The sequence below is a fragment of the Euzebyella marina genome, assembly GCF_014855515.1.
Classification (GTDB): Bacteria; Bacteroidota; Bacteroidia; order Flavobacteriales; family Flavobacteriaceae; genus Euzebyella; species Euzebyella marina.
The window spans coordinates 1,512,345-1,533,303 of record NZ_JACYFK010000001.1 but is presented as its reverse complement, the minus strand read 5'-3'; the positions used below and the strand labels follow the sequence as shown (position 1 = coordinate 1,533,303).

At 41.9% G+C, this 20,959-nt stretch carries 15 protein-coding genes; 13 read left to right on the top strand and 2 right to left on the bottom strand.

What is annotated here, in order from left to right:
- Positions 1-2 precede the first annotated feature (2 nt).
- Together pdeM and IL356_RS06245 are read left to right on the top strand one after the other, a co-directional pair.
- Positions 3-665: a ligase-associated DNA damage response endonuclease PdeM gene (gene pdeM, locus IL356_RS06250; RefSeq protein ID WP_317125483.1), complete on the top strand. Its 663-nt coding sequence runs from the start codon at positions 3-5 to the stop codon at positions 663-665.
- A gap of 97 nt (positions 666-762) precedes the next feature.
- Entirely contained in the window at positions 763-1,572 is an 810-nt protein-coding gene (locus IL356_RS06245) for a tryptophan-rich sensory protein (RefSeq protein WP_121850291.1), read from the top strand.
- Positions 1,573-1,591: 19 nt separating this feature from the next.
- Here IL356_RS06245 and IL356_RS06240 read toward each other — a convergent pair whose 3' ends face one another.
- Both IL356_RS06240 and IL356_RS06235 read right to left on the bottom strand, forming a co-directional pair.
- Positions 1,592-2,941: a dihydrolipoyl dehydrogenase family protein gene (locus tag IL356_RS06240; RefSeq protein WP_121850292.1), complete on the bottom strand. Its 1,350-nt coding sequence runs from the start codon at positions 2,939-2,941 to the stop codon at positions 1,592-1,594.
- Positions 2,942-2,952: 11 nt separating this feature from the next.
- A complete protein-coding gene (locus tag IL356_RS06235; RefSeq protein ID WP_121850293.1) occupies positions 2,953-3,738 on the bottom strand; it encodes an SDR family NAD(P)-dependent oxidoreductase in 786 nt (261 codons plus the stop codon).
- A 130-nt stretch (positions 3,739-3,868) separates the two neighbouring features.
- Here IL356_RS06235 and mfd point away from each other — a divergent pair, with 130 nt between their 5' ends.
- From mfd to IL356_RS06180, 11 genes are all read left to right on the top strand, one after another.
- Positions 3,869-7,243: a transcription-repair coupling factor gene (gene mfd, locus IL356_RS06230; RefSeq protein ID WP_225621400.1), complete on the top strand. Its 3,375-nt coding sequence runs from the start codon at positions 3,869-3,871 to the stop codon at positions 7,241-7,243.
- Between the two features lie 72 nt (positions 7,244-7,315).
- Positions 7,316-7,762 (top strand): DUF4440 domain-containing protein, encoded by a 447-nt coding sequence (locus IL356_RS06225; RefSeq protein WP_121850295.1) that lies wholly within the window; start codon positions 7,316-7,318, stop codon positions 7,760-7,762.
- Positions 7,763-7,826: 64 nt separating this feature from the next.
- Entirely contained in the window at positions 7,827-9,116 is a 1,290-nt protein-coding gene (locus tag IL356_RS06220) for an acetylxylan esterase (protein ID WP_121850296.1), read from the top strand.
- Between the two features lies 1 nt (position 9,117).
- Positions 9,118-9,966: a DMT family transporter gene (locus IL356_RS06215; protein WP_225621399.1), complete on the top strand. Its 849-nt coding sequence runs from the start codon at positions 9,118-9,120 to the stop codon at positions 9,964-9,966.
- Between the two features lie 81 nt (positions 9,967-10,047).
- Positions 10,048-11,067, top strand: a complete 1,020-nt coding sequence (gene yiaK / locus IL356_RS06210; protein ID WP_121850297.1) for a 3-dehydro-L-gulonate 2-dehydrogenase — start codon at positions 10,048-10,050, stop codon at positions 11,065-11,067.
- Positions 11,068-11,098: 31 nt separating this feature from the next.
- On the top strand, positions 11,099-12,370 hold the full coding sequence (locus tag IL356_RS06205) for a serine hydrolase domain-containing protein (RefSeq protein ID WP_121850298.1): 1,272 nt from the start codon (positions 11,099-11,101) through the stop codon (positions 12,368-12,370).
- 534 nt (positions 12,371-12,904) lie between these two features.
- The gene (locus tag IL356_RS06200) at positions 12,905-16,252 is read left to right on the top strand and encodes a SusC/RagA family TonB-linked outer membrane protein (RefSeq protein ID WP_121850300.1); all 3,348 of its coding nucleotides are present in this window, start codon (positions 12,905-12,907) and stop codon (positions 16,250-16,252) included.
- Positions 16,253-16,271: 19 nt separating this feature from the next.
- Positions 16,272-17,822, top strand: a complete 1,551-nt coding sequence (locus tag IL356_RS06195) for a SusD/RagB family nutrient-binding outer membrane lipoprotein (protein WP_121850301.1) — start codon at positions 16,272-16,274, stop codon at positions 17,820-17,822.
- A gap of 67 nt (positions 17,823-17,889) precedes the next feature.
- On the top strand, positions 17,890-18,360 hold the full coding sequence (locus IL356_RS06190; RefSeq protein ID WP_121850302.1) for a RidA family protein: 471 nt from the start codon (positions 17,890-17,892) through the stop codon (positions 18,358-18,360).
- 29 nt (positions 18,361-18,389) lie between these two features.
- Complete coding sequence (locus IL356_RS06185) at positions 18,390-19,616, top strand: aminotransferase class V-fold PLP-dependent enzyme (protein ID WP_121850303.1); 1,227 nt, start codon at positions 18,390-18,392, stop codon at positions 19,614-19,616.
- Between the two features lie 43 nt (positions 19,617-19,659).
- Positions 19,660-20,895, top strand: coding sequence for an amidohydrolase/deacetylase family metallohydrolase (locus IL356_RS06180; protein WP_121850304.1), 1,236 nt, complete (start codon positions 19,660-19,662; stop codon positions 20,893-20,895).
- The last annotated feature ends 64 nt before the right edge of the window (positions 20,896-20,959 follow it).

The following is a 20,959-nucleotide window of genomic DNA, read 5'->3' as shown; positions in this document are numbered from 1 at the left end:
TTTTGAACGGTTTTTCAGGAGCATTGGTTCGTATGTCTTATCCCCTAAAATTAAAAGATCAAAATTTTCAATTACACGCCTCTGGGGCTGTCTTTTGGAAAGAGAAGTCTTGTTTATTGATCAGTGACGTTCATTTAGGAAAAGTGACCCATTTTCGAAAATTTGGTGCTGCCTTACCCAGACACGCCGTTCATAAAAACTATTTGCTATTAGACCGACTGGTCAGTTATTACCAACCTTTTGAAATCTGTTTTTTGGGTGATCTTTTTCATTCATCTTTAAACAAAGAATGGGTATTGTTCGAAAACTGGATGGCTCGCACACCTTCAAAAATCACATTGATTACAGGCAATCACGACATAATTGCCCCAGAAAAATTTGAAAGTTTGGGGGTTGAGCAGTTTGAAGAACTGACGACAGAGAATTTTCTTCTGACCCACCACCCAGAGACTCGTAATGGTTATTACAACCTATGTGGCCACATTCATCCGGCGGTTCGGTTGCAAGGTGCAGGCAGGCAACGATTAAAACTGCCCTGCTTTTTTAAAACCGAAGACCAAATGATCCTACCTGCCTTTGGCGAATTCACAGGCAGCTACACCCTGAAACCTAGCGATAAAGATGAAGTGTATGTTATTGCCGGAGAAGAAGTTATAAAAGTATAAATTTAGGTGTCCTAAATTGTATTTAGGTTAGATTTTACGTTGATGCCGCTCTTTATCTTCAACAATACCATCTACTTTTGGCCCATTCACCCCAAATATGGCCAAAAGACTTTCAATCATTAATTTATTCTCTGTGCTCTTGGTAATTGTCATCAACTACCTGTCACAAATTAAGCTGTTCAACCATACCACCATTGGTGAAATCAGTAAGAAATATGATAATCTCTTTACTCCCGCCGATTATGCTTTTTCCATTTGGGGCATCATCTTTTTGAGTCTTTTGGGCTATTGCTTTTTTCAGATTAAAAGAGCTTTCAACGATAAGAAAAGCAAAGATTTCATAGTAAGTACAGGGTACTGGTTCACTACAGCCAACATTCTAAATGCTCTATGGGTTCTGGCTTTTGTTTTTGACCTGACCGGCCTATCGGTACTTATCATGTTTGTACTTCTTTACTCTTTGATAAAAATTGTTTTGAACACCAATATGGAGAATTGGGATGCTCCTATTGAAATAATAGCGTTTGTCTGGTGGCCTATATGCCTGTATAGTGGGTGGATTGCAGTGGCCAGTATTGCAAATGTGTCTGCATATCTAACCAAGCTAGACTGGCAAGGCTTTATGGTAACAGAAGAAAATTGGACCATCATTATGATAGCTGTGGCCTTATGCGTGAACCTGCTAATGATTTGGAGAAGAAATATGAGGGAGTTTGCCGCTGTGGGTATCTGGGCATTCTTTGCCATCTATATGCGTCACCGAATGGAATACCCTACTATTGCCAATGTTGCTTTAACCTCCGCTATAATTTTAGTCGTTACAACTTTAATACACGGTTATCAAAACAGAGATACCAACCCCTTTAAAAAGTGGCAACAAAGACAAAAAGGTAAAAGCACATCGTAAACCAAGGATTACCGAACTCTTAGACCATGCTTTTAAGGTCGTTCGTCCAAGATGGGTAGGTAAACAATGTAGCTTGTAATTCATCTGCCTTCATTTTTTGGTTAATGGCCATCGTCATAATATTGATAGTTTCCGCAGCCTGTGGACCTAGAAGATGAGCCCCGACAATTTCCTCTGTTCTTTCGTTCAAAATAACTTTATAGGCATATATCGATGCATTTACTCTTTTGGCGTTGAACCACTTAGTAGCATCATTGGTCTTGACCACAACATTTTTATAACGGCTCTTTGCCTCTTCTTCAGAGTAGCCCACCGAAGCTAGATGGGGCAAGGTGAAAACAACCGATGGAATAACAGGAATGCCTACCTTTTTCTGGTTATTTTTCAAAATGTTTTCGGCCACAATATACCCTTCCCTACCTGATAAGGGGGTCAAGGGGAGTCCGTTGTCGGAAACGTCACCGCAAGCATAAACAAACTCATTCGATTTGCTTTGCAAATAGCTATTGGTTTCGATACCGTTTTCATTAAAGGAGACATTACCTTTTGCCAAATCAAGAGCGGAAATAGCAGGGACTCTACCTGCAGTATTGAAAACGGCATCGGCTTTTAACTCCTTTGAGTGGCCTCCTTTCTTATAAATCAGCTTGAACTTCTTCCTGCCTTTTTTTATAGATTCTATTTTGCCACCGAAAACGAATTCGATTCCCATTTTCTTTGAAAACGATGTCAGTTCAGAAACTAGGTCAGGGTCGAAAGACTTTAAAGGCCTTTTACCAGAGTCGATAACAGTAACATCTGATCCCGCTCTACAGGCCATATGAGCAAACTCCATCCCGATATACCCAGCTCCTACAAAAACTATTTTTTTAGGAAGCTTTTTCAGATTTAAAAAATCATCACTAGTCTTCAAAAACTTACTTCCCTTTACACTCAATTTTCTTGGCTCGTACCCCGTAGCAACCACTATCTTCTCGGCCTTTATCTTTTTTCCCTCCACTAAAAGCGATTGATTACCTTCAAAACTGGGCGATTGATGATAGAGTTTGATGCCCGCTTCCCTAAGTTTTTCCTCGGTTCTTGCGGGAATAGAATCGGTAAAACTACCCTTGAATTTTTGAAGTTTTTTCCAACTTATCTTCAAGTTGCCTTCAATACCTTTGCCCTTCAATCGTTGGGCCATATCAAGGGCTTCGGTAGCAGCCAACAAAACCTTCTTTGGGTCACAACCACGATTGGCACAAGTACCGCCAAACTCTCTATTATCGGCAATGGCTACGCGCATGCCTGCCTTGGCGCACTTAAGGGCAACCGTTTGCCCTGCTACACCGCTACCGATTACAAATACATCAAACTTTTTGCCTTCCATTGGTTACCAGATTAAAAAGCTGTTTTAACCACGCCGCCATCAACTTTTATCGCGGCCCCGTTCGTAGCCGAAGAAAGAGGGCTGGCTATATAGGCTACCATATTGGCCACCTCTTGCGGACTAGCAAATCTTTGGATAAGGGAAGAAGGCCTTTCGGTCTTGAAGAACTCTTTTTCGACCTCTTCTTTTGATTGCTCTTCACCGATTCCGGCAAATTCCTTTACACCTTCCGATAAAGTAGGGCCTGGTAAAACCGCATTCACTGTAACCCCAGTGCCTTTGGTGGTTTCGGCCATACCTCTAGAAATAGCCAATTGAGCGGTCTTTGTCATTCCGTAATGCACCATCTCAACAGGAATATTGATTCCGCTTTCACTAGAAATAAATATAATTCGCCCCCAGTCATTCTTTAGCATCTGCGGCATAAATGCACGTGACATTCGCACTCCGCTCATAACATTTACTTCATAGAATCTATGCCAGTCATCATCTGTAATATCCAAAAACTCTTTTGGCTCAAAAATGCCGACATTATTGATGAGAATATCAACCTCACCAACCTCTTTAATTAAATGTTCAATTTCCTCCGATTTTGAAAAATCACAAGCAACACCGGTTATTTGGGCATCGGTCACTTTATTTTCAAGCTCTTTTACAGCATTCTCTACAGAAGCCTTGCTTCTACCATTTATGATGACCTCAGCTCCTTCTTTCAACAAGGTCTCGGCAATGGCTTTACCTATTCCTTTTGTTGATCCGGTGATGAGTGCTTTTTTATTTTTTAATTGAAAATCCATATTTACTATTAGGTTAAATTGTACTTAGCAAGTTGCAGCTTTTTTAAGGTTTTTTGTAATGCAAATTCGTTAAAAATGAATGGCATCGGTTCAGGAGGTATGCTTATCTTTGTGCCTCAAAATTTCACGATTGACCCAAATTGCATTCCAACAGTTCTACGCGCAGTCTCCCAATACCCGGAAACTAGGAAATGCTATATCCAATGGTCAAAAAAGCACCGTTCTTAACGGACTTACCGGGTCATCACTTTCACTGGTCGTATCAGAAGCCTTCGCGATAGCAAAAAGACCTTTTCTTTTAATATTCAATGATAAGGAAGAGGCAGCTTATTATTTGAATGACTTAGAACATTTGATGGGTGAACAAGATGTTCTCTTTTACCCTGGCAGTTACCGCAGACCCTATCAAATTGAAGAAACCGACAATGCGAACGTCTTACTGCGTGCCGAGGTACTTAACCGTATCAACTCCAGAAAAAAGCCGGCAATTGTGGTTACCTACCCTGATGCGCTTTTTGAAAAAGTAGTTACCCGAAAAGAACTTCAAAAGAACACCCTAAAAATCAAAATAGACGATAGCCTTTCCCTTGATTTTTTAAACGAGGTTCTTTTTGAATATCGATTCAAGCGGGTAGATTTTGTTACCGAACCCGGCGAATTTTCGGTTCGTGGCGGTATTGTTGATGTATTTTCTTTTTCTCACGACCAACCGTACCGTATCGAGTTTTTCGGTGATGATGTTGATAGCATACGCACCTTTGATGTAGAAAGTCAGCTTTCGACCGAAAAGGTGGAAAAAATTACCATAATACCCAATGTTGCGAACAAGCTTTTAGAGGAAAGGCGCGAAAGCTTTCTACAGTACATTGCTAATGAAACTACCGTTTTCATTAAGAATGCCGATTTCTTGTTCGACCGTTTAGATGATTTTTACAAGAAAGCAGGTGAAGCTTTTGACAAACTCTCTAAAGAGGTAAAACATGTGGAACCTGAAGAGCTTTTTTTGAATTCCGAATCGTTCAAAGTGCAACTTCAAGATTTGGCATTGGTTTCTATGGGCACTTCCTCATCTCTATTTCTAAATGCAGAGGAAATCAGTTTTAACACCAAGCCTCAGCCTTCTTTCAACAAAAAGTTCAACTTGTTGATCGATGACCTCAATGCGCACAAGGCCAAAGGTTACACCAATTATATTTTTTGTGCCAGTGAACAGCAGGCCAAACGTTTTCATGCCATTTTTGAAGACGTAAGCCGAAAGGTGTATTACGAAACCCCTGTACTACCACTTTATCAAGGTTTTATTGACGACGACCTTAAGATTGTCTGTTATACAGACCATCAGATTTTTGAGCGTTACCATAAGTTTCAACTGAAAAACGGATACGCGAAAAAACAGGCCATCACTCTAAAAGAATTGAACAAACTTGAGATTGGCGATTATGTTACCCATATCGATCACGGTATAGGTAAATTCGGTGGATTACAAAAAATCGATGTTGAGGGAAAAAAACAGGAGGCCATCAAGTTAATGTATGGTGAGCGTGATATTCTGTATGTGAGTATTCATTCCCTTCATAAAATTTCGAAGTTCAACGGCAAAGACGGTGCGCCGCCCAAGATTTTTAAACTGGGTTCGGCAGCTTGGAAGAAACTGAAGCAAAAAACCAAGACGCGCGTCAAGAAAATCGCTTTTGACCTCATTAAGATTTACGCCAAGCGTAGGCTGGAAAAAGGTTTTCAGTATGACCCTGACAGTTATTTGCAAAATGAGCTGGAAGCCTCGTTCATATACGAAGACACCCCAGACCAAAGCAAAGCGACCGAAGATTTTAAACGTGACATGGAGAGCGAGCGCCCGATGGACCGTCTCATCTGTGGGGATGTAGGCTTCGGTAAAACAGAAGTGGCCATAAGGGCCGCTTTTAAAGCTGTTGATAATGGCAAGCAAGTAGCTGTTTTAGTGCCAACCACAATTTTGGCGTTTCAACACTTTAGAACATTCTCCGAGAGGCTAAGTGATATGCCGGTTACTGTCGACTACCTTAATCGGTTTAGAACGGCTAAAGAACGTCGGGAAACTTTAGAGAATTTAGCCGCTGGCAAGGTCGATATTATAATCGGAACCCATCAACTGGTGAACAAAAATGTGAAGTTCGCTGATTTAGGACTGTTAATCGTTGACGAGGAACAAAAATTTGGGGTAGCCGTAAAAGACAAATTAAAGTCAATAAAGGAAAACGTCGACGTACTCACCCTCACGGCAACACCGATACCCAGAACCTTACAGTTCAGCCTTATGGCCGCAAGAGACCTGTCGGTAATTAGTACGCCGCCGCCCAACAGATACCCCATTGAAAGCAGGGTAGTAAGATTGAACGAAGAAGTAATCAGGGATGCTGTTTCGTATGAAATTCAGCGAGGAGGGCAGGTTTTCTTTATACACAACCGCATCGAAAACATCAAAGAGGTAGCTGGTATGATCCAGCGTTTGGTGCCCGATGCCAAAGTAGGTATTGGCCATGGGCAAATGGAGGGCAAGAAACTAGAGGCACTCATGTTAAGTTTCATGAACGGTGAATTTGATGTCTTGGTTTCGACCACTATTGTCGAAAGCGGCCTTGATGTTACCAATGCGAATACCATTTTCATCAACAACGCTAATAACTTCGGACTAAGCGATTTGCACCAGATGCGAGGCCGTGTCGGCAGAAGTAACAAAAAGGCCTTTTGCTTTTTTATCACCCCACCGTATGAAGTAATGACGGCCGATGCCCGAAAACGCATAGAAGCACTTGAACAGTTTACCGAATTAGGTAGTGGTTTTAATATTGCCATGAAAGATTTGGAGATTCGCGGTGCTGGTGACCTTTTAGGAGGAGAACAGAGCGGGTTTATAAACGAAATCGGCTTTGATACCTACCAAAAGATATTGGCGGAGGCCATTGACGAACTGAAAGAGAATGAGTTTAAAGAACTTTATGAAGAGGTTGAGGGGCATAAGGAAAAAGTCTTTGTGAAAGAAACCCAGATTGACACCGATTTTGAACTTCTTTTTCCTGATGATTACATCAATAACATCACCGAACGCTTGAATCTATATACCGAACTTAATTCGGTTAACGATGAGAACGAGCTTCAAAAATTTGAATCTCAACTCGTTGACCGTTTCGGAGAACTTCCTTCAGAGGCTGAAGACCTTTTGAATTCCGTTCGTATCAAATGGATCGCTAATCAAATAGGTATTGAGAAGGTAGTAATGAAAAAGAGTAAGCTAATCGGCTATTTTGTTGCCGATCAACAGTCGGCTTTTTATCAAAGTGCGACCTTTACTAGGGTGTTACAATTTGTGCAAAGCCATCCACAACATTGTACTTTAAAAGAAAAACAAACAAGAAATGGCTTAAGGTTATTGTTAACCTTTGGCGCTATTACCAGTATTGCAAAGGCTCTTCAAGCATTGGCACCCTTTGACAAAATGGCCGCACCTGCCTTGGCCGACAAATAATACTTTCAGTATCTTTCATATATCTAAAATTTAAAATCTTCCGGTTTTAGGTTCAACCTTAAAATAGTTGGTATGAAAGTCATTTTATCCTTTATCGCACTCATTGTTCTTAGCTTTAACTGCTTAGCACAATCTACCCCCTCCTCCAATGAAAAACCGCTTTTCGAACTGATTGACCAATACGCACTTGCTCGAGATCAAAAAGATACGGTTCTTCTGAGCAAGATATTGAACAAAGATATCGATCAGTTGGTTTCTACCGGCGAGTGGCGAAAGGGATATGAGCTAGCCAAAGAAGGTATGCTGCGCAGTTCTTCCGCCAACCCGGGCGACAGAAAGTTGATAGTGGAGCAAACAAGGTTTCTAAATACCTCCGTTGCCATAATCGATGCCCGTTATGAAATAAAAAATTCAGATGGTACTGTACGTAAAATGTGGAGCACCTTTGTAGCCGTTCTGGAGGATGACGTTTGGAAAATAAGTGCTATCAGAAATATGTTGCCAAGAACAAACGACTAACCTCTTTTTACTCGAAGGCTATTCGTATCTTAGTAGCACTTTTCAACTATAACCGACCTAAACCATGAACCTAAGAACACTTACCAGCCTATTTTTCATTTTTGGCTGCTGCATAGGCTTATTTGCACAACCTAGCAAGCAGCTGGTCGAGGTAATCATTACACCGAGCGAAGCGGATTGGACGTACAACACTGGTGAACAAGCAGAATTTTCGATTAATGTTCTGAAGAACAAAGTTCCCTTAGAAGGTGTAGAAATAAAATATACTATCGGGCCTGATGCCGGTTATAGAGAGTTGCCATTATGGAAAGAGGGTTCGATTACCCTTAAAAACAATACTACCGTAAAAGCGAAAAAGTTTGACCATCCGGGTTTTTTACGATGTAGCGCTACTGTTACCGTAGACGGAAAGGAATACAGCTCTTACACCACTATAGGTTTTGAACCCGAACGTATCAAGCCTACTACGACCCTTCCGAAAGATTTTGAAGAGTTTTGGAAGAAAGGAAAGGATGAACTGGCGCAAATACCTATGGAGCCCGTACTCACCTTAATGCCGGAACGTTGTACCGATAAGGTTGATGTGTATCACGTTAGCCTCAATAATGTAAAGGGCAAAATATATGGTATTCTGACCATGCCAAAAAAAGAAGGGAAGTATCCTGCCATTCTACACGTACCCGGCGCGGGTATAAGACCCTATTACGGCGAAATCAACGAAGCAGCCGAAGGGTTTGTATCATTCACTATTGGCATTCATGGTATTCCTGTCAATATGGACAAGTCTGTTTACGACAACTTAGGAGCTGGCGCCTTAAACGGTTACCAAACTTTTAATCTAGACGACAAAGACAACATGTATTATCGAAGGGTCTATCTGGGCTGTGTAAGGTCGGTTGATTTTCTTGAAAGCCTTGATAAATTCAATGGTGAAGATATTGGGGTAACCGGCGGAAGCCAAGGTGGGGCCTTATCAATAGTTACCGCCGGTCTAGATGACCGTATTGATTATTTGGCCGCTTTCTATCCCGCCCTATCCGATATGACAGGCTTTCTGCATGGCCGTGCCGGTGGCTGGCCTCAAATTTTTGTTGATGAGTTTACCAATAAGCCCGAAAAAATCGAAGTATCGAAATACTTTGATGTGGCCAACTTCGCGCGCTTCGTAAAAGCTGAAGGCTGGTATAGTTGGGGGTATAACGATAATGTTTGTCCGCCTGCATCTATGTATTCGGCCTATAATCTGATTACGGCAAAAAAAGAGCTGAAGGTTTTCTTGGAAACGCAACACTGGACCTTCCCCGAACAAAGAGAAATGCGTAACGATTGGTTGTATGCCAAATTAAGGCAGTAGATTGAAAAAAGCACTTTACGCAATTATTTTATGTGCTGTTATCGCTGGCAGTAATGGGGTACTCATTAAACAAATGAACACCCTTTCTGCGGGGGCTATCGCATTTTTTCGCACCATGGTGCCTATTTTAATTTTACTGCCCGTTCTTTTCAGTAAATCAAAACCGCTTTTCACCGGTAATTATAAAAAAATGCTTTTGGCTTCTACCATCAATGTGGTACGCCTTTATTTTTACTTGCTTGCCTTCATATATACCTCTATCGGTAATGCCATTGTTCTGGTCTACTCTTGGCCCATATTTGTTTTTCTGATTGAAGTCAAATATTATAAAAGACCTCTCTTAAAAGAACAGGTCGGCCTACTTTTTTTGGCCTTTGTAGGTATGGCCGTCACCTACTCCGATAAATCATTTTCGTTTGAGAACAATGATATGATCGGTATGGTAGCAGCGGTTCTTTGCGCTTTTGGTTATGCCATTACCGTTGTGATGTTCAAATCTGAATCGCATTATTACACCCAAAATCAGACGATTGTATATCAAAACCTTATAAGTAGCGTCTTCTTTATTCCTTTTTTATTTTTTCTTCCAGCGGTGGAGTGGGAACAGATAGGCTTGGGAGTTTTTTACGGATTTTGGATTGGCATCGTTGTGTTCCAGCTTTTCTTTTACGGCCTTAAGCATCTGCCCGCATCAACAGCTTCCGGACTCATGTACATCGAAATCATAAGTGCCATTGCCCTGGGCTATTTCGTAAGAAATGAAACCCTCAGCATTAATACTGTATTAGGCGGTATCTTGATTTTGATTAGTAGCTTTTTGATTACGAGATTGAATACAAAAAAAGGTTAACTTACCTCATCCTTTTACTTTCAAAAAAGTTCACGGTCAACATTTTTGAAAAAACCTTAATCAAAAACATTCCTTTCTATAATGTCATCCAACCAAAAGAGAATTCCATTTGAAGAAATGCAGCAAGTTCTTTTGAACCTTTTTCTCAAATATGATTTCACCCCATCGAAGGCACAACAATTGGCAAACACTTACAGTGAGAGCACTTTAGACGGCATCAACTCTCATGGCATTAATCGAGTGCCCCTTTTTATCGATTATGTGGAAAAGGGACTTGTAGATATAAATGCGGAGGCGGAAAAGGTCGAAGGAATGGGCAGTATAGAAAGATGGGACGGTAAATTAGGCCCCGGCATCATTAATGGCATAAAGTGCACCGATAGGGCAATTGAACTGGCACAAAAGCATGGCATGGGTTTAGTCGCCCTTCGTAACACCAATCATTGGATGCGCGGCGGCACCTACGGTTGGCAAGCTGCCAATAATGACTGTATCGGAATTATGTTTACCAATACCCAACCCAATATGCCGCCTTGGGGCGGAAAAGACAGTAGATTGGGCAACAATCCGTTTATTGTTTCGATTCCAAGAAAAGAGGGACATATTGTACTTGACATGGCCATATCGCAATTCGCCTTTGGAAAAATCAACGATTACCGCTTAAAAGGCGAGAAATTACCATTTCCTGGCGGGTGGGACGATAACGACCAACTCTCTAACGACCCGAAAAAAATCTTGGTAAAGGAAAGAGGTTTACCCATAGGCTATTGGAAAGGCTCTGCCCTTTCGATGGTATTGGATATGTTGGCAACCGTTCTATCACTGGGTAATTCAACTTCAAAAATTGCCGGAAAGGATCTAGAGGTAGCGCTTTCTCAGGTTTTCATCTGTATTTCGAGAAATAACTTTAACGATACCGATATTCAAGAGAGATTATTAAAAGAGATTATCGATTTTACCCACAATGTTGAACCATTGAAAGAAGGCGATAGAACCTACTACCCCGGTGAACGAACGGTTCTTACTCGGGAAAGGAACAAAAAAGAGGGAATTCCTGTCAGTACGGAAATCTGGAAAAAGGTATGCGCTCTAGCCAATTAAAATACGACTCAACAACTATAAACTACACCTTATGAAAACAACTTCAATTAGCATTGCAATTGCCATGCTAGCCCTAGTTTTATCTTGTAAAGAAACAGGCAACGAAAAAGTACAAACGACCGAAAACCCGATCGTCTCCGACTCGGTAAAGCAAAGAATAGACTCAGTTCTGAAAAGTTTTGTCGACGCGGGCGATATTGCAGGGGTTTCGGCCTTGATTTACGAAAAAGACAAAGAAGTCTATTTCAATGCATTTGGTTTCGCCGATGTAGAAGCGCAAAAACCTATGGATAGGTCTACGATCGTACAAATTTACTCAATGACCAAACCTGTCACCGGAACGGCACTTATGACATTATTTGAAGAAGGCAAGTTTCAGTTAGATGACCCTCTTGAAAAATACGCCCCTGAATTTGCCGATATGAAAGTCTATGTTGGTGAAGATTCCAGTGGAAAACCAATTCTAGAAGATGCCCGAAGACCCATAACCATTCGTGATATTACTAGACATACTGCCGGTTTTGCCGGAATTGGTGATACACCCTTAGGAAAAATGGTTGCCGAGGCCGATGCATTGAACAGAAATAACAACTTGGTTGAAATGGCCGAGAAAATGGGAAAGTTACCGCTACAGTTTCATCCTGGTGAAGAATGGCTCTATGGCCCTTGCGTTGATGTGCAGGCTTTTCTAGTGGAAAGAATTTCCGGCATGCCCTACCAGCAATATGTTCGCGAACACGTACTTGATAAATTAGGAATGGAGGAGACCCGCTATTTCATTCCCGAGAAAGATCGTAAGCGTTTTGCGGCACTTTACCGTAGAACAGGTAAAGGAACCATAGAAAGAGATACCCTCACCTACAGCAACTATCTTGAAAAATGGCCCCTGACCAGAGGAGGTTCAGGACTGACTTCTACATTAGACGATTATATGAAATTCGCGCGAATGCTCGTGCACGAGGGCAGTATTGATTCGGTAGAGATATTAAAACCTGAAACGGTACAGTTAATGGCTACCAACCAATTGGCCGATAGCATTACCGAACGACATTTTTTACCTAGCAAAGGTCAAGTTGGTTTTGGTATCGACTTTGCCGTTAGAACCGCGCCACCTGCCAACGCAGATGAAAATAATGGTGTGGTAGGAGAATTCTTTTGGGATGGTGCCGCCAGCACCTTATTTTGGGTAGACCCTGTAAATGACCTCACAGCAGTTATGTTTGTTCAATTATTTCCCTATGATCAAATTGGTCTTCACAAAAGTTTTAGAGATGCTGTGTATGGACCTATAGAAGTAGAGTAGAAGAACTAAAAATCGACATTCAAAAAAGTTCCCAACGGCGGAACCTGAAAAATCAGGTTCCGCCGTTGTTTTTTCCCATATAACCCAAAAATCGGTTTACAACGAAATCTGACATTTAATTATTTCTACAAAAAGAAGGAATTATATACATCATTTTCAAAAAAAATGACACCACCATTCGAATATTATGCAAAAATGAAGAAAAAGTAAAAAAATAATTAGGAACATTTTTTCCTTTGGTTGTTAAAACGATGTGAAGACCAATGAAAAAGGTTTTTCAAAAACAGGTCTTCCGTCTATTTACCTTGATCAAGTAAGTAGAAAACAAAACCGGGTTAACGATTTGATAACCCGAAAATATTCCAACCAAAAACTAAATGAAATGAAAAAAAGAATCTCTTCACCGCACTGCCTTTTGGCAAGTTCTAAACAACCAAATTTTCTACTTCCCGATTCTTTATAAGAAAGCTATTCGGGCCAAAGATTATCACCCTATTTCTATTTAAGCAATAGTTCTAAAAAGAAACATTCATTATGAAGCAAATATTATTACTACTACTTTTTTACCTGCCCTCGATGGGTAATCCGCAAGAAGTATCGCTTTCGCTTAGCGGGCCAACCCTTGGGCGGGTAATTAGTATTATCGAATCGCAGACCAATTACAAATTTGCCTACGCAGATGATATCAACACCAAAGACAAATTACCGGGCGAATATGCTTTCGAGAACAAAACGGTAGAGCTGGTACTGCAAGAATTTACACAAAGAACGGTTTACACCTTTCGTATCGTGGGCAATAACATAGCCATATCTCAAGATGCTCTTCCCACAAAGACCAAAACCGAAGCTCCCGACCAGAGTAGTGTCATTACCGGTCAGGTATTAGACGCCGATGGTGTACCCCTACCTGGGGTTACGGTGCAAGAAAAGGGCAGCACCAATGGCGCATTGAGCGACTTTGATGGCAATTACTCCATTGAAGTAGAATCTAGCACGGCTACACTTGTATTCTCATACTTGGGCATGAAAACGGTAGAACAGACATTGGACGGCAGTACTGACGTTGTTAACGTGACCCTTGCCGAAGATGCCCAAGCACTTGATGAAGTCGTAGTGACGGCCCTAGGTATAAAAAGGGATGAAAAGGCTTTGGCCTACTCCGTATCTGAGGTGGCCGGCGATGAGTTTACCGATGCACGGGAAACAAATATTGCCAATGCCCTTACCGGAAAAATAGCAGGGGTAAACGCTACAGGGCTTGCCACAGGGCCAGGTGGATCAAGTAGGGTCATTATCAGGGGAAACGGATCGCTATCGGGCAATAACCAACCACTATATGTAGTTAACGGCATGCCCATTGACAACTCTATACCCGGTGGCGGTTCTACCACTGATGGTCAAGGAATCAACGTTGACCGTGGTGATGGTATTGCAGGTATCAACCCTGATGACATTGAAACCATCAGTGTTCTTAAAGGAGGTGCTGCTGCTGCACTTTACGGTTCACGAGCTTCTAACGGTGTTATTTTGATTACTACCAAAAAAGGGGTTGCTCAAAGAGGTATTGGCGTGCAGTTTAACAGCAACGTTACTTTTGACACCCCATCTATATTTCCAGATTTTCAATATGTATACGGGGCGGGAGCAAATGGTAGAAAACCCGCTACACAAGATGAAGCTATCGAATGGGGTAGACTTTCTTATGGCGCTTTAATGGATGGCTCGCCCGTTGTTCAATTCGACGGTGTTGAAAGACCGTACTCCCCCGTTAATGTGAAAGACAATATCAAAAACTTTTACCGTACCGGAACCAATTTCGTTAACACCATTGCTTTTTCGGGAGGTAACGAAGACATCAATTATAGAATATCGCTTTCCAATACCGACAATCAAAGTGTAGTTCCTAATTCATCGTTCAACAGAAAAACCACCAACTTGAGCTTGAATGCCAAATTAAGCGAGCGATTAAGCCTAGAAACAGTGGTTCAGTACAACTTGGAAAAGGCCAGCAACAGGCCAGGTACCGGTTATGCCGATTACAATTCCGCATGGGCAACTAACTTGGTATCCAATACGGTCGATGTTACCAATATGGCCCCCGGTTATTATGAAGACGGAACTGAATTGTTATGGAACCCAGTTAACGTGGCGAACAACCCATATTGGGTCGTGAACCGATACAAAAACAACGATAAGAAAAACCGTTTTATCGGCCAGTTCAATCTTCGCTATGATATTTTGGACAATCTATATCTAAGGGGAAGCGTCAGTAGAGATTTCTACAACTTCGAATATGAAGGCATCACTCCTTCCTATACAGCCTTTAGACCTCAGGGAAGCTATGAGTCTTTAAAGTCTGATGTGTCGGAAACTAACATGCTTTTAACCGCCAATTACTCGGTTGACCTTTTCGAAGATTTTAATTTGACGGCTTTAGTAGGTGGTAACAAACAGAAGAACATTAATAATTCTACCCAAATCAGCGGTAGTGAGTTTACCATCCCGGAATTCTATAGCTATACCAACTTGGCTACCCTGACCACTACCCCTATTAACAGAACTACAGGAGTCAATTCTTTGTTCGGTTCGGTAGATTTTGGTTATAAAGGGTTCGCCTATTTGACATTGACAGGTCGCCAAGATTGGTTCTCTACGCTAAGCCCTGAAAACAATAGTATTTTTTACCCTTCGGTTGGTGGTAGCTTCTTGGTATCTCAAGCTTTTGAGCTACCACAAGCAATCAATCTATTCAAATTAAGAGGCTCATGGGCCGAAGTAGGGGGCGGTGCTCCAGATCCTTACTTAATCAACCAGACTTACGGTACCGTACAAGGAGGTCATAACGGTAGACCTCTTCAGGCGATTTCATCCAGTTTGGTAACCAATCCGAATTTACGACCTCTTACCTCTACTACTTATGAGGCCGGTCTTGATTTGAGAATGCTGAACAACCGATTGGGTCTTGACCTTACTTTCTACAACAGAAAAACTACCGATGACATCGTTCAATCAGATATTTCAACGGCTTCCGGTTATACACAGGCACTTTTAAATGTTGGTGAAATTAGCAACAAGGGTATTGAAATGCTTATTTCAGGTACACCGATCAGAAATGATAATTTTTCTTGGGACGTGAGCTATAACATGGCTTATAATAAAAGTGAGATTGTGTCGCTCGCCGAAGGATTGAATACCATTCAGGTTGGTAGTGGAATCGGTGGCGGTTCGATTCAAAACGTGGTCGGAAGACCTTACGGTACCATTTGGGGATACCGTATGGCCAGAAACGATGCCGGTGAAATCATTTATGACCAAAACAGTGGTTATGAGCTAAGAAGCGAGATTATGGAACTTGGTGAAGGTGTACCTCCTTTGACCATGGGTCTTACCAACACTTTTAAATACAAAAACTTCTCATTGAACGTACTTCTAGATGGTAAGTTCGGAAACTCCATTTACTCTAACCTCGCGCAATATGCCCATAGGTTCGGTTTAACAAAAGCCACTTTACCTGGTAGAGAAAACGGACTTCAATTATCTGGGGTCGATTTAAATGGAAACCCCTACTCAAGGGTAGTTCCTGTTGAGGAATTAGATACCTATTACGACAACCAAAAGAATTACACCGACATTTTCGTCTACGATGGTAGTTTTGTAAAACTTCGTCAAGTTATCTTGACTTATAGCCTTCCGTTGAATAAGATTAAAGAATTACAATCTTTATCTGTTTCGTTGGTCGGTAGAAACTTGGCCATCCTTTATAAAAACACAGACCTTTTTGATCCAGAATCAAGTTATACCAATGGCAATGCCCAAGGTTTAGAAGCTTTTGGTGTGCCTAGAACTATGAGTTACGGAATCAATTTGAGCGTAAAATTCTAAATGCAATAAAACCATTCTTATGAAAGTAAATTTCATTATATCAAAATATCTGGCCATTAGCGCAATAGGGCTTTCGCTGCTATCATGCGATAAAGGTCTTGAGTCACTCAACGAGAACCCCGATGCCTACGGCGAGATCATTCCTGAATACCTTTTTAGCAAGGCGCAGTTAGATGCGGTCAACGTTAGTTACTTCGGAACCTCAGCCTTGACCATTGGGGGATCTATGCAACAATTTGCCACCTATAAAGAAGTACCTGCTGCGGGAGATAAATATTTCAACGATGGTTACTCTAAAGGCTACTTTACCGCTGTTTACCCCAATGCGGTGAATGAGATACAAGAGGTTATCAAAGCCTTAAGCGAAAACCCGGAAGATGTTACCAAGCTTTCGATAGCCCGTATTTGGAGAGCGTATATTTTTCATCATATAACAGATTTGTATGGCGACGTGCCTTACAGCGAGGCCGGTCAAGGTATTAGCGGTCAGGTGTACACACCTAAATATGACGAACAATCGGCTATCTATGCCGATATGCTCAATGAATTGGAGGAAGCGGCTTCCGCCTTAAATCCTTCACTCACAAGCTTTGGTTCTTCAGACCTTATCTATGACGGTAATGTTGATAAATGGAGAAAATTCGCTTACTCGTTAATGCTGCGCTTGGGTATGAGATTGACCAATGTAGATGAACAATTGGCTCAAACATGGGTCGAAAAAGCCATTGCCGGCGGTGTTATGACCAGTAACGATGATTTGGCAAAGATTGATTATGTTGATGGTTCTCAAGTTTCCAGTAGAAACCCGATAGCCACGGCGCTTCTTGATGGCGATTATATCGATCCGCAAAGTGAGGATAATGTAGAAGGAGGCAAACTGGCCAAAACCTTTATTGACCACCTTAAAACTACAGGAGACCCAAGATTAAATGCCATTTCGGTCGTTTGGGTTCTTAACGGTGACAGATATGTGGCCGATACTACCTCTACCTTGCAAGAAGGCATGCAAAATGCGGCTTTTAACAGCAAGCCCGCAGAATTTGCCATTTACTCAGAACCTCATCCGAATACCATTTTAAGATACGATGCCCCCCTACTGGTTTTTACCAATGCCGAGGTTGACCTTCTTTTGTCAGAAGCGGCCTTAAGAGGTTGGTACGATGGCGATGCACAAAGTGCATACGAATCGGCCGTAAGGGCAGGTATGGCCCAATGGTCGCTCTTTGGCGAAGATGGCGTTATCAGCAGCACCAGGGTAGATAGTTATCTAGAACAAAACCCTTATTTGACAGGTGGTTCTATGGATGAACAAATGGAACAGATCCATACTCAAAAATGGGTGTCTTTATTCTTGGATGGATATGAAATTTTTGCCAATTGGAGAAGAACGGGCTATCCGGAACTGACCCCCGTCAACTACCCAGGAAATCTTACTGGTGGCGTCATACCGACCCGCTTTGTATTACCTGACGCAGAAAGCACCATCAACGCAGCCAATTTTCAGGAAGCTGTTGATAGACAAGGTGTAGGAAACTCTTTTACCAGTACCGTCTGGTGGGATAAGCCATAACCATATACCAAACCAGATTAACCAACAACCAACATAACTATACAATTCATTTCTAAAAAAGAGAACTATGAAAGTAAAAAATGGAAGAAGAGCCTCGTTCAAAAAATTAGGTTTAGGCCTGGCCACCTTATTCGGTGTTAGCTCGGTTAGGGCATACGAAACTGAAGAACCCTCCTTTAAAACTGCCAATAATATAAAGGATTTTCAAGGTGTACCCCTTTTCTCCGGTTCTACCCGAGTAGGCAATTTGATTTTTATTGCTGGTAAAGGTGCCCATACCGAACCTTTTGAAATAAAGGCGCATACCGAAATAGTTCTCAAAGAGCTTGAAAAAGAGCTAATCAAAGCAGGCTCATCGATGGATAAGGTGGTAAAGGTCAGTGTTTTTCTTAACGACATTGCCGATTACCAAGCCATGAACGAAGTATACAAAGGTCGTTTTGGCGACAAACCACCCGTAAGAACCACTGTGGCCGTTGCCCAAGGTGGTGTACCGGGAGATTCATTGGTAGAAATGGATTGTATAGCATATGTGTAAAACCAAATGAGCATAAAACACTAAATTTTATGAAAAGAAGGGACGCTGTCAAAAACCTGTCTTTGGTACCCATCGCAGGAAGTTTAATGTGCCGGCCAGAATCACTGGCCTTAAAGGCAAATGACGAAAAACCGACATCAAAGATTGATTATTTCGAAGAACTAGGCATCACTAGAGTAATCAACGCCAATGTTACCATGACCTTTTTATCGGGTTCGCTAATGCTACCTGAAGTATTGGATGCCATAAATTCAACGGCACACGACTTTGCCAACATGCACGAACTGCAAGACAAGGTAGGGGCAAAAATTGCAGAAATGCTAAAATGTGAAGCGGCCATGGTTACCTCCGGTGCCGCATGTGCCATGGTTCTAGCAACCGCAGCATGTATTACTGGCGATGACCTTGAAAAGACCAAGCTATTACCCAATTTACCGGGACCCCGACCAGAGGTTATCATGCAAAAATCGCACAGGTATGTTTTCGACCAAGCGATTACCACAACAGGAGCAAAAATCATTGAGGTAGACGATGCCGATGAGATGGAAAAGGCTATCAACGAGAATACGGTAATGGCCCTTTTCTTTAATGCGGCCGAAAAATCGACCATCACCCATGAAGAGTTCGTGGCACGGGCAAAGAAGAAGAACGTACCTTCTTTTATCGATGCTGCCGCCGATGTACCTCCGGTTGAAAATCTTTTTAAATTTCAGAAAATGGGCTTTGACCTCGTTACTTTTTCGGGAGGTAAAATGATCCGTGGCCCACAGAGCGCCGGTCTTTTATTCGGAAGAAAAGATTTGATAGAAGCTGCCAAATTGAACCATAGCCCTCATGAAGCGCCGATAGGCAGGCCCATGAAGGTAAACAAAGAAGAGATTTTTGGTATGTATGCCGCCCTCAAAGCCTATTTAGGCCGTGACCACAAAAAAGAATGGCAAGAATGGTTGTCTCGAGTAGAGAGCATTAAATCAGTGGTAGAATCAGTTGCTGGTGTAACCGGGGAAACCTACATCAATCCTGGCCCTGCTAATGCCTTCCCCAGCCTACATGTTTCTTGGAACGAAAGCAAGCTTAAGGCCAATCCAAAAGAGATTTATGAAGCACTAAAGAACGGTACCCCGAGCATCGTGACCAACGTCGCCAAAAAAGACGGCAAGCAGTTACTGAACGTTGGAGTGGTTCTTTTAAGGGAAGAGCAAGTGAGCATAGTAGCCGAAAGGTTGAAACAAATTTTACAAGACCATCTTTCCTAAGAGATAAGACAGGTTGAAAATTATAAGAACACAAGTAACACAAATGAAAAAACAACAGAGTCTACTGATTATAGGGTTGCTTCTCTGCCTTAACATCTCATGGTCGCAAGAATACTCCATCGTTATTAAGGGCGGACATGTCATTGACCCCAAAAACAGTATTGATGAAGTAATGGATGTGGCAATCAAGGATAACAAGATTGTCAAGGTGGCCAAGAATATTAATACTAAAGATGCCGAAAAAGTTGTTGAGGCCAAGGGGCTTTATGTTACCCCGGGTTTGATCGATATTCATCAGCATGTATTTGCAGGTACTGAAGCGGGTCGGGCATATAGTAATGGACCAGGTTCGGTGGCCCCAGACGGCTTTAGTTTTCGCACAGGTATCACTACCGTGGTCGACTGTGGTGGATCGGGTTGGAAATCATTTCCTACATTCAAAGAGAATATCATTGACCGCTCAAAGACAAGAGTTCTTTCATTTTTAAACATTGTGGGCGAAGGTATGCGCGGAGGAAATTACGAGCAAGATACCAATGACATGAATGCCAAGTTGAGTGCCCAAATGGCCCAAAAATATTCTGATGATATAGTTGGTTTTAAGGTAGCCCATTACGAGGGGCCAGACTGGACACCGGTTGACCGTGCCGTTGAGGCCGGAAACCTCTCTAAAAAACCTGTGATTATAGATTTTGGGGGAAGCCGACCTCCGCTTTCGATAGAAGAACTATTCATGCAACATCTACGCCCCGGAGATATTTACACCCATGCATTTGCCGAATTGGAAACGAGGGAGACTGTTGTAGACGTTAATTCGAAAGAACTGAAACCTTTTGTTTCAAAAGCACAGGAAAAAGGTATCGTATTCGATGTCGGCTACGGTGGGATCAGCTTTGCATACTCCCAAGCCATACCGGCAGTTAAATCTGGCTTTTACCCAAATACTATAAGTACCGATCTACATATCGGCAGTATGAACAATGCGATGAAAGACCTTTTAAGTGTCATGTCAAAATTCTTAGTGATGGGCATGGAGCTTGAAGAAGTGATAGAAGCCACAACATGGAATCCGGCGAAGGCCATACTTCGTGAAGAACTGGGCAATCTATCTGCCGATATGCCGGCAGATGTGGCCATTCTCAAATTGAACAAAGGTGATTTTGGGTATTTCGATTACACAGGCCACCTTGAAAAAGGCAAAGTACGATTAGAATGTGAGTTGACCATTCGAGACGGAAAGGTAGTTTATGACCTTAACGGACGGTCCCTATCCAAATAAAAATTAGATAAGAAGATTACAAAAACAGTTGAGTTAGTTAAGTTAGTTTTGATTTACCGGGCTT

What these genes read in the sequence shown, in the direction of transcription:
- IL356_RS06245 (WP_121850291.1), top strand. Translation starts at nt 763, where the DNA reads ATGGCCAAAAGACTTTCAATCATTAATTTATTCTCTGTGCTCTTGGTA.
- IL356_RS06205 (WP_121850298.1), top strand. Translation starts at nt 11,099, where the DNA reads ATGAAAACAACTTCAATTAGCATTGCAATTGCCATGCTAGCCCTAGTT.
- IL356_RS06200 (WP_121850300.1), top strand. Translation starts at nt 12,905, where the DNA reads ATGAAGCAAATATTATTACTACTACTTTTTTACCTGCCCTCGATGGGT.
- IL356_RS06180 (WP_121850304.1), top strand. Translation starts at nt 19,660, where the DNA reads ATGAAAAAACAACAGAGTCTACTGATTATAGGGTTGCTTCTCTGCCTT.
- IL356_RS06240 (WP_121850292.1), bottom strand. Translation starts at nt 2,941, where the DNA reads ATGGAAGGCAAAAAGTTTGATGTATTTGTAATCGGTAGCGGTGTAGCA.
- IL356_RS06195 (WP_121850301.1), top strand. Translation starts at nt 16,272, where the DNA reads ATGAAAGTAAATTTCATTATATCAAAATATCTGGCCATTAGCGCAATA.
- IL356_RS06235 (WP_121850293.1), bottom strand. Translation starts at nt 3,738, where the DNA reads ATGGATTTTCAATTAAAAAATAAAAAAGCACTCATCACCGGATCAACA.
- IL356_RS06190 (WP_121850302.1), top strand. Translation starts at nt 17,890, where the DNA reads ATGAAAGTAAAAAATGGAAGAAGAGCCTCGTTCAAAAAATTAGGTTTA.
- IL356_RS06225 (WP_121850295.1), top strand. Translation starts at nt 7,316, where the DNA reads ATGAAAGTCATTTTATCCTTTATCGCACTCATTGTTCTTAGCTTTAAC.
- yiaK (WP_121850297.1), top strand. Translation starts at nt 10,048, where the DNA reads ATGTCATCCAACCAAAAGAGAATTCCATTTGAAGAAATGCAGCAAGTT.
- IL356_RS06185 (WP_121850303.1), top strand. Translation starts at nt 18,390, where the DNA reads ATGAAAAGAAGGGACGCTGTCAAAAACCTGTCTTTGGTACCCATCGCA.
- IL356_RS06220 (WP_121850296.1), top strand. Translation starts at nt 7,827, where the DNA reads ATGAACCTAAGAACACTTACCAGCCTATTTTTCATTTTTGGCTGCTGC.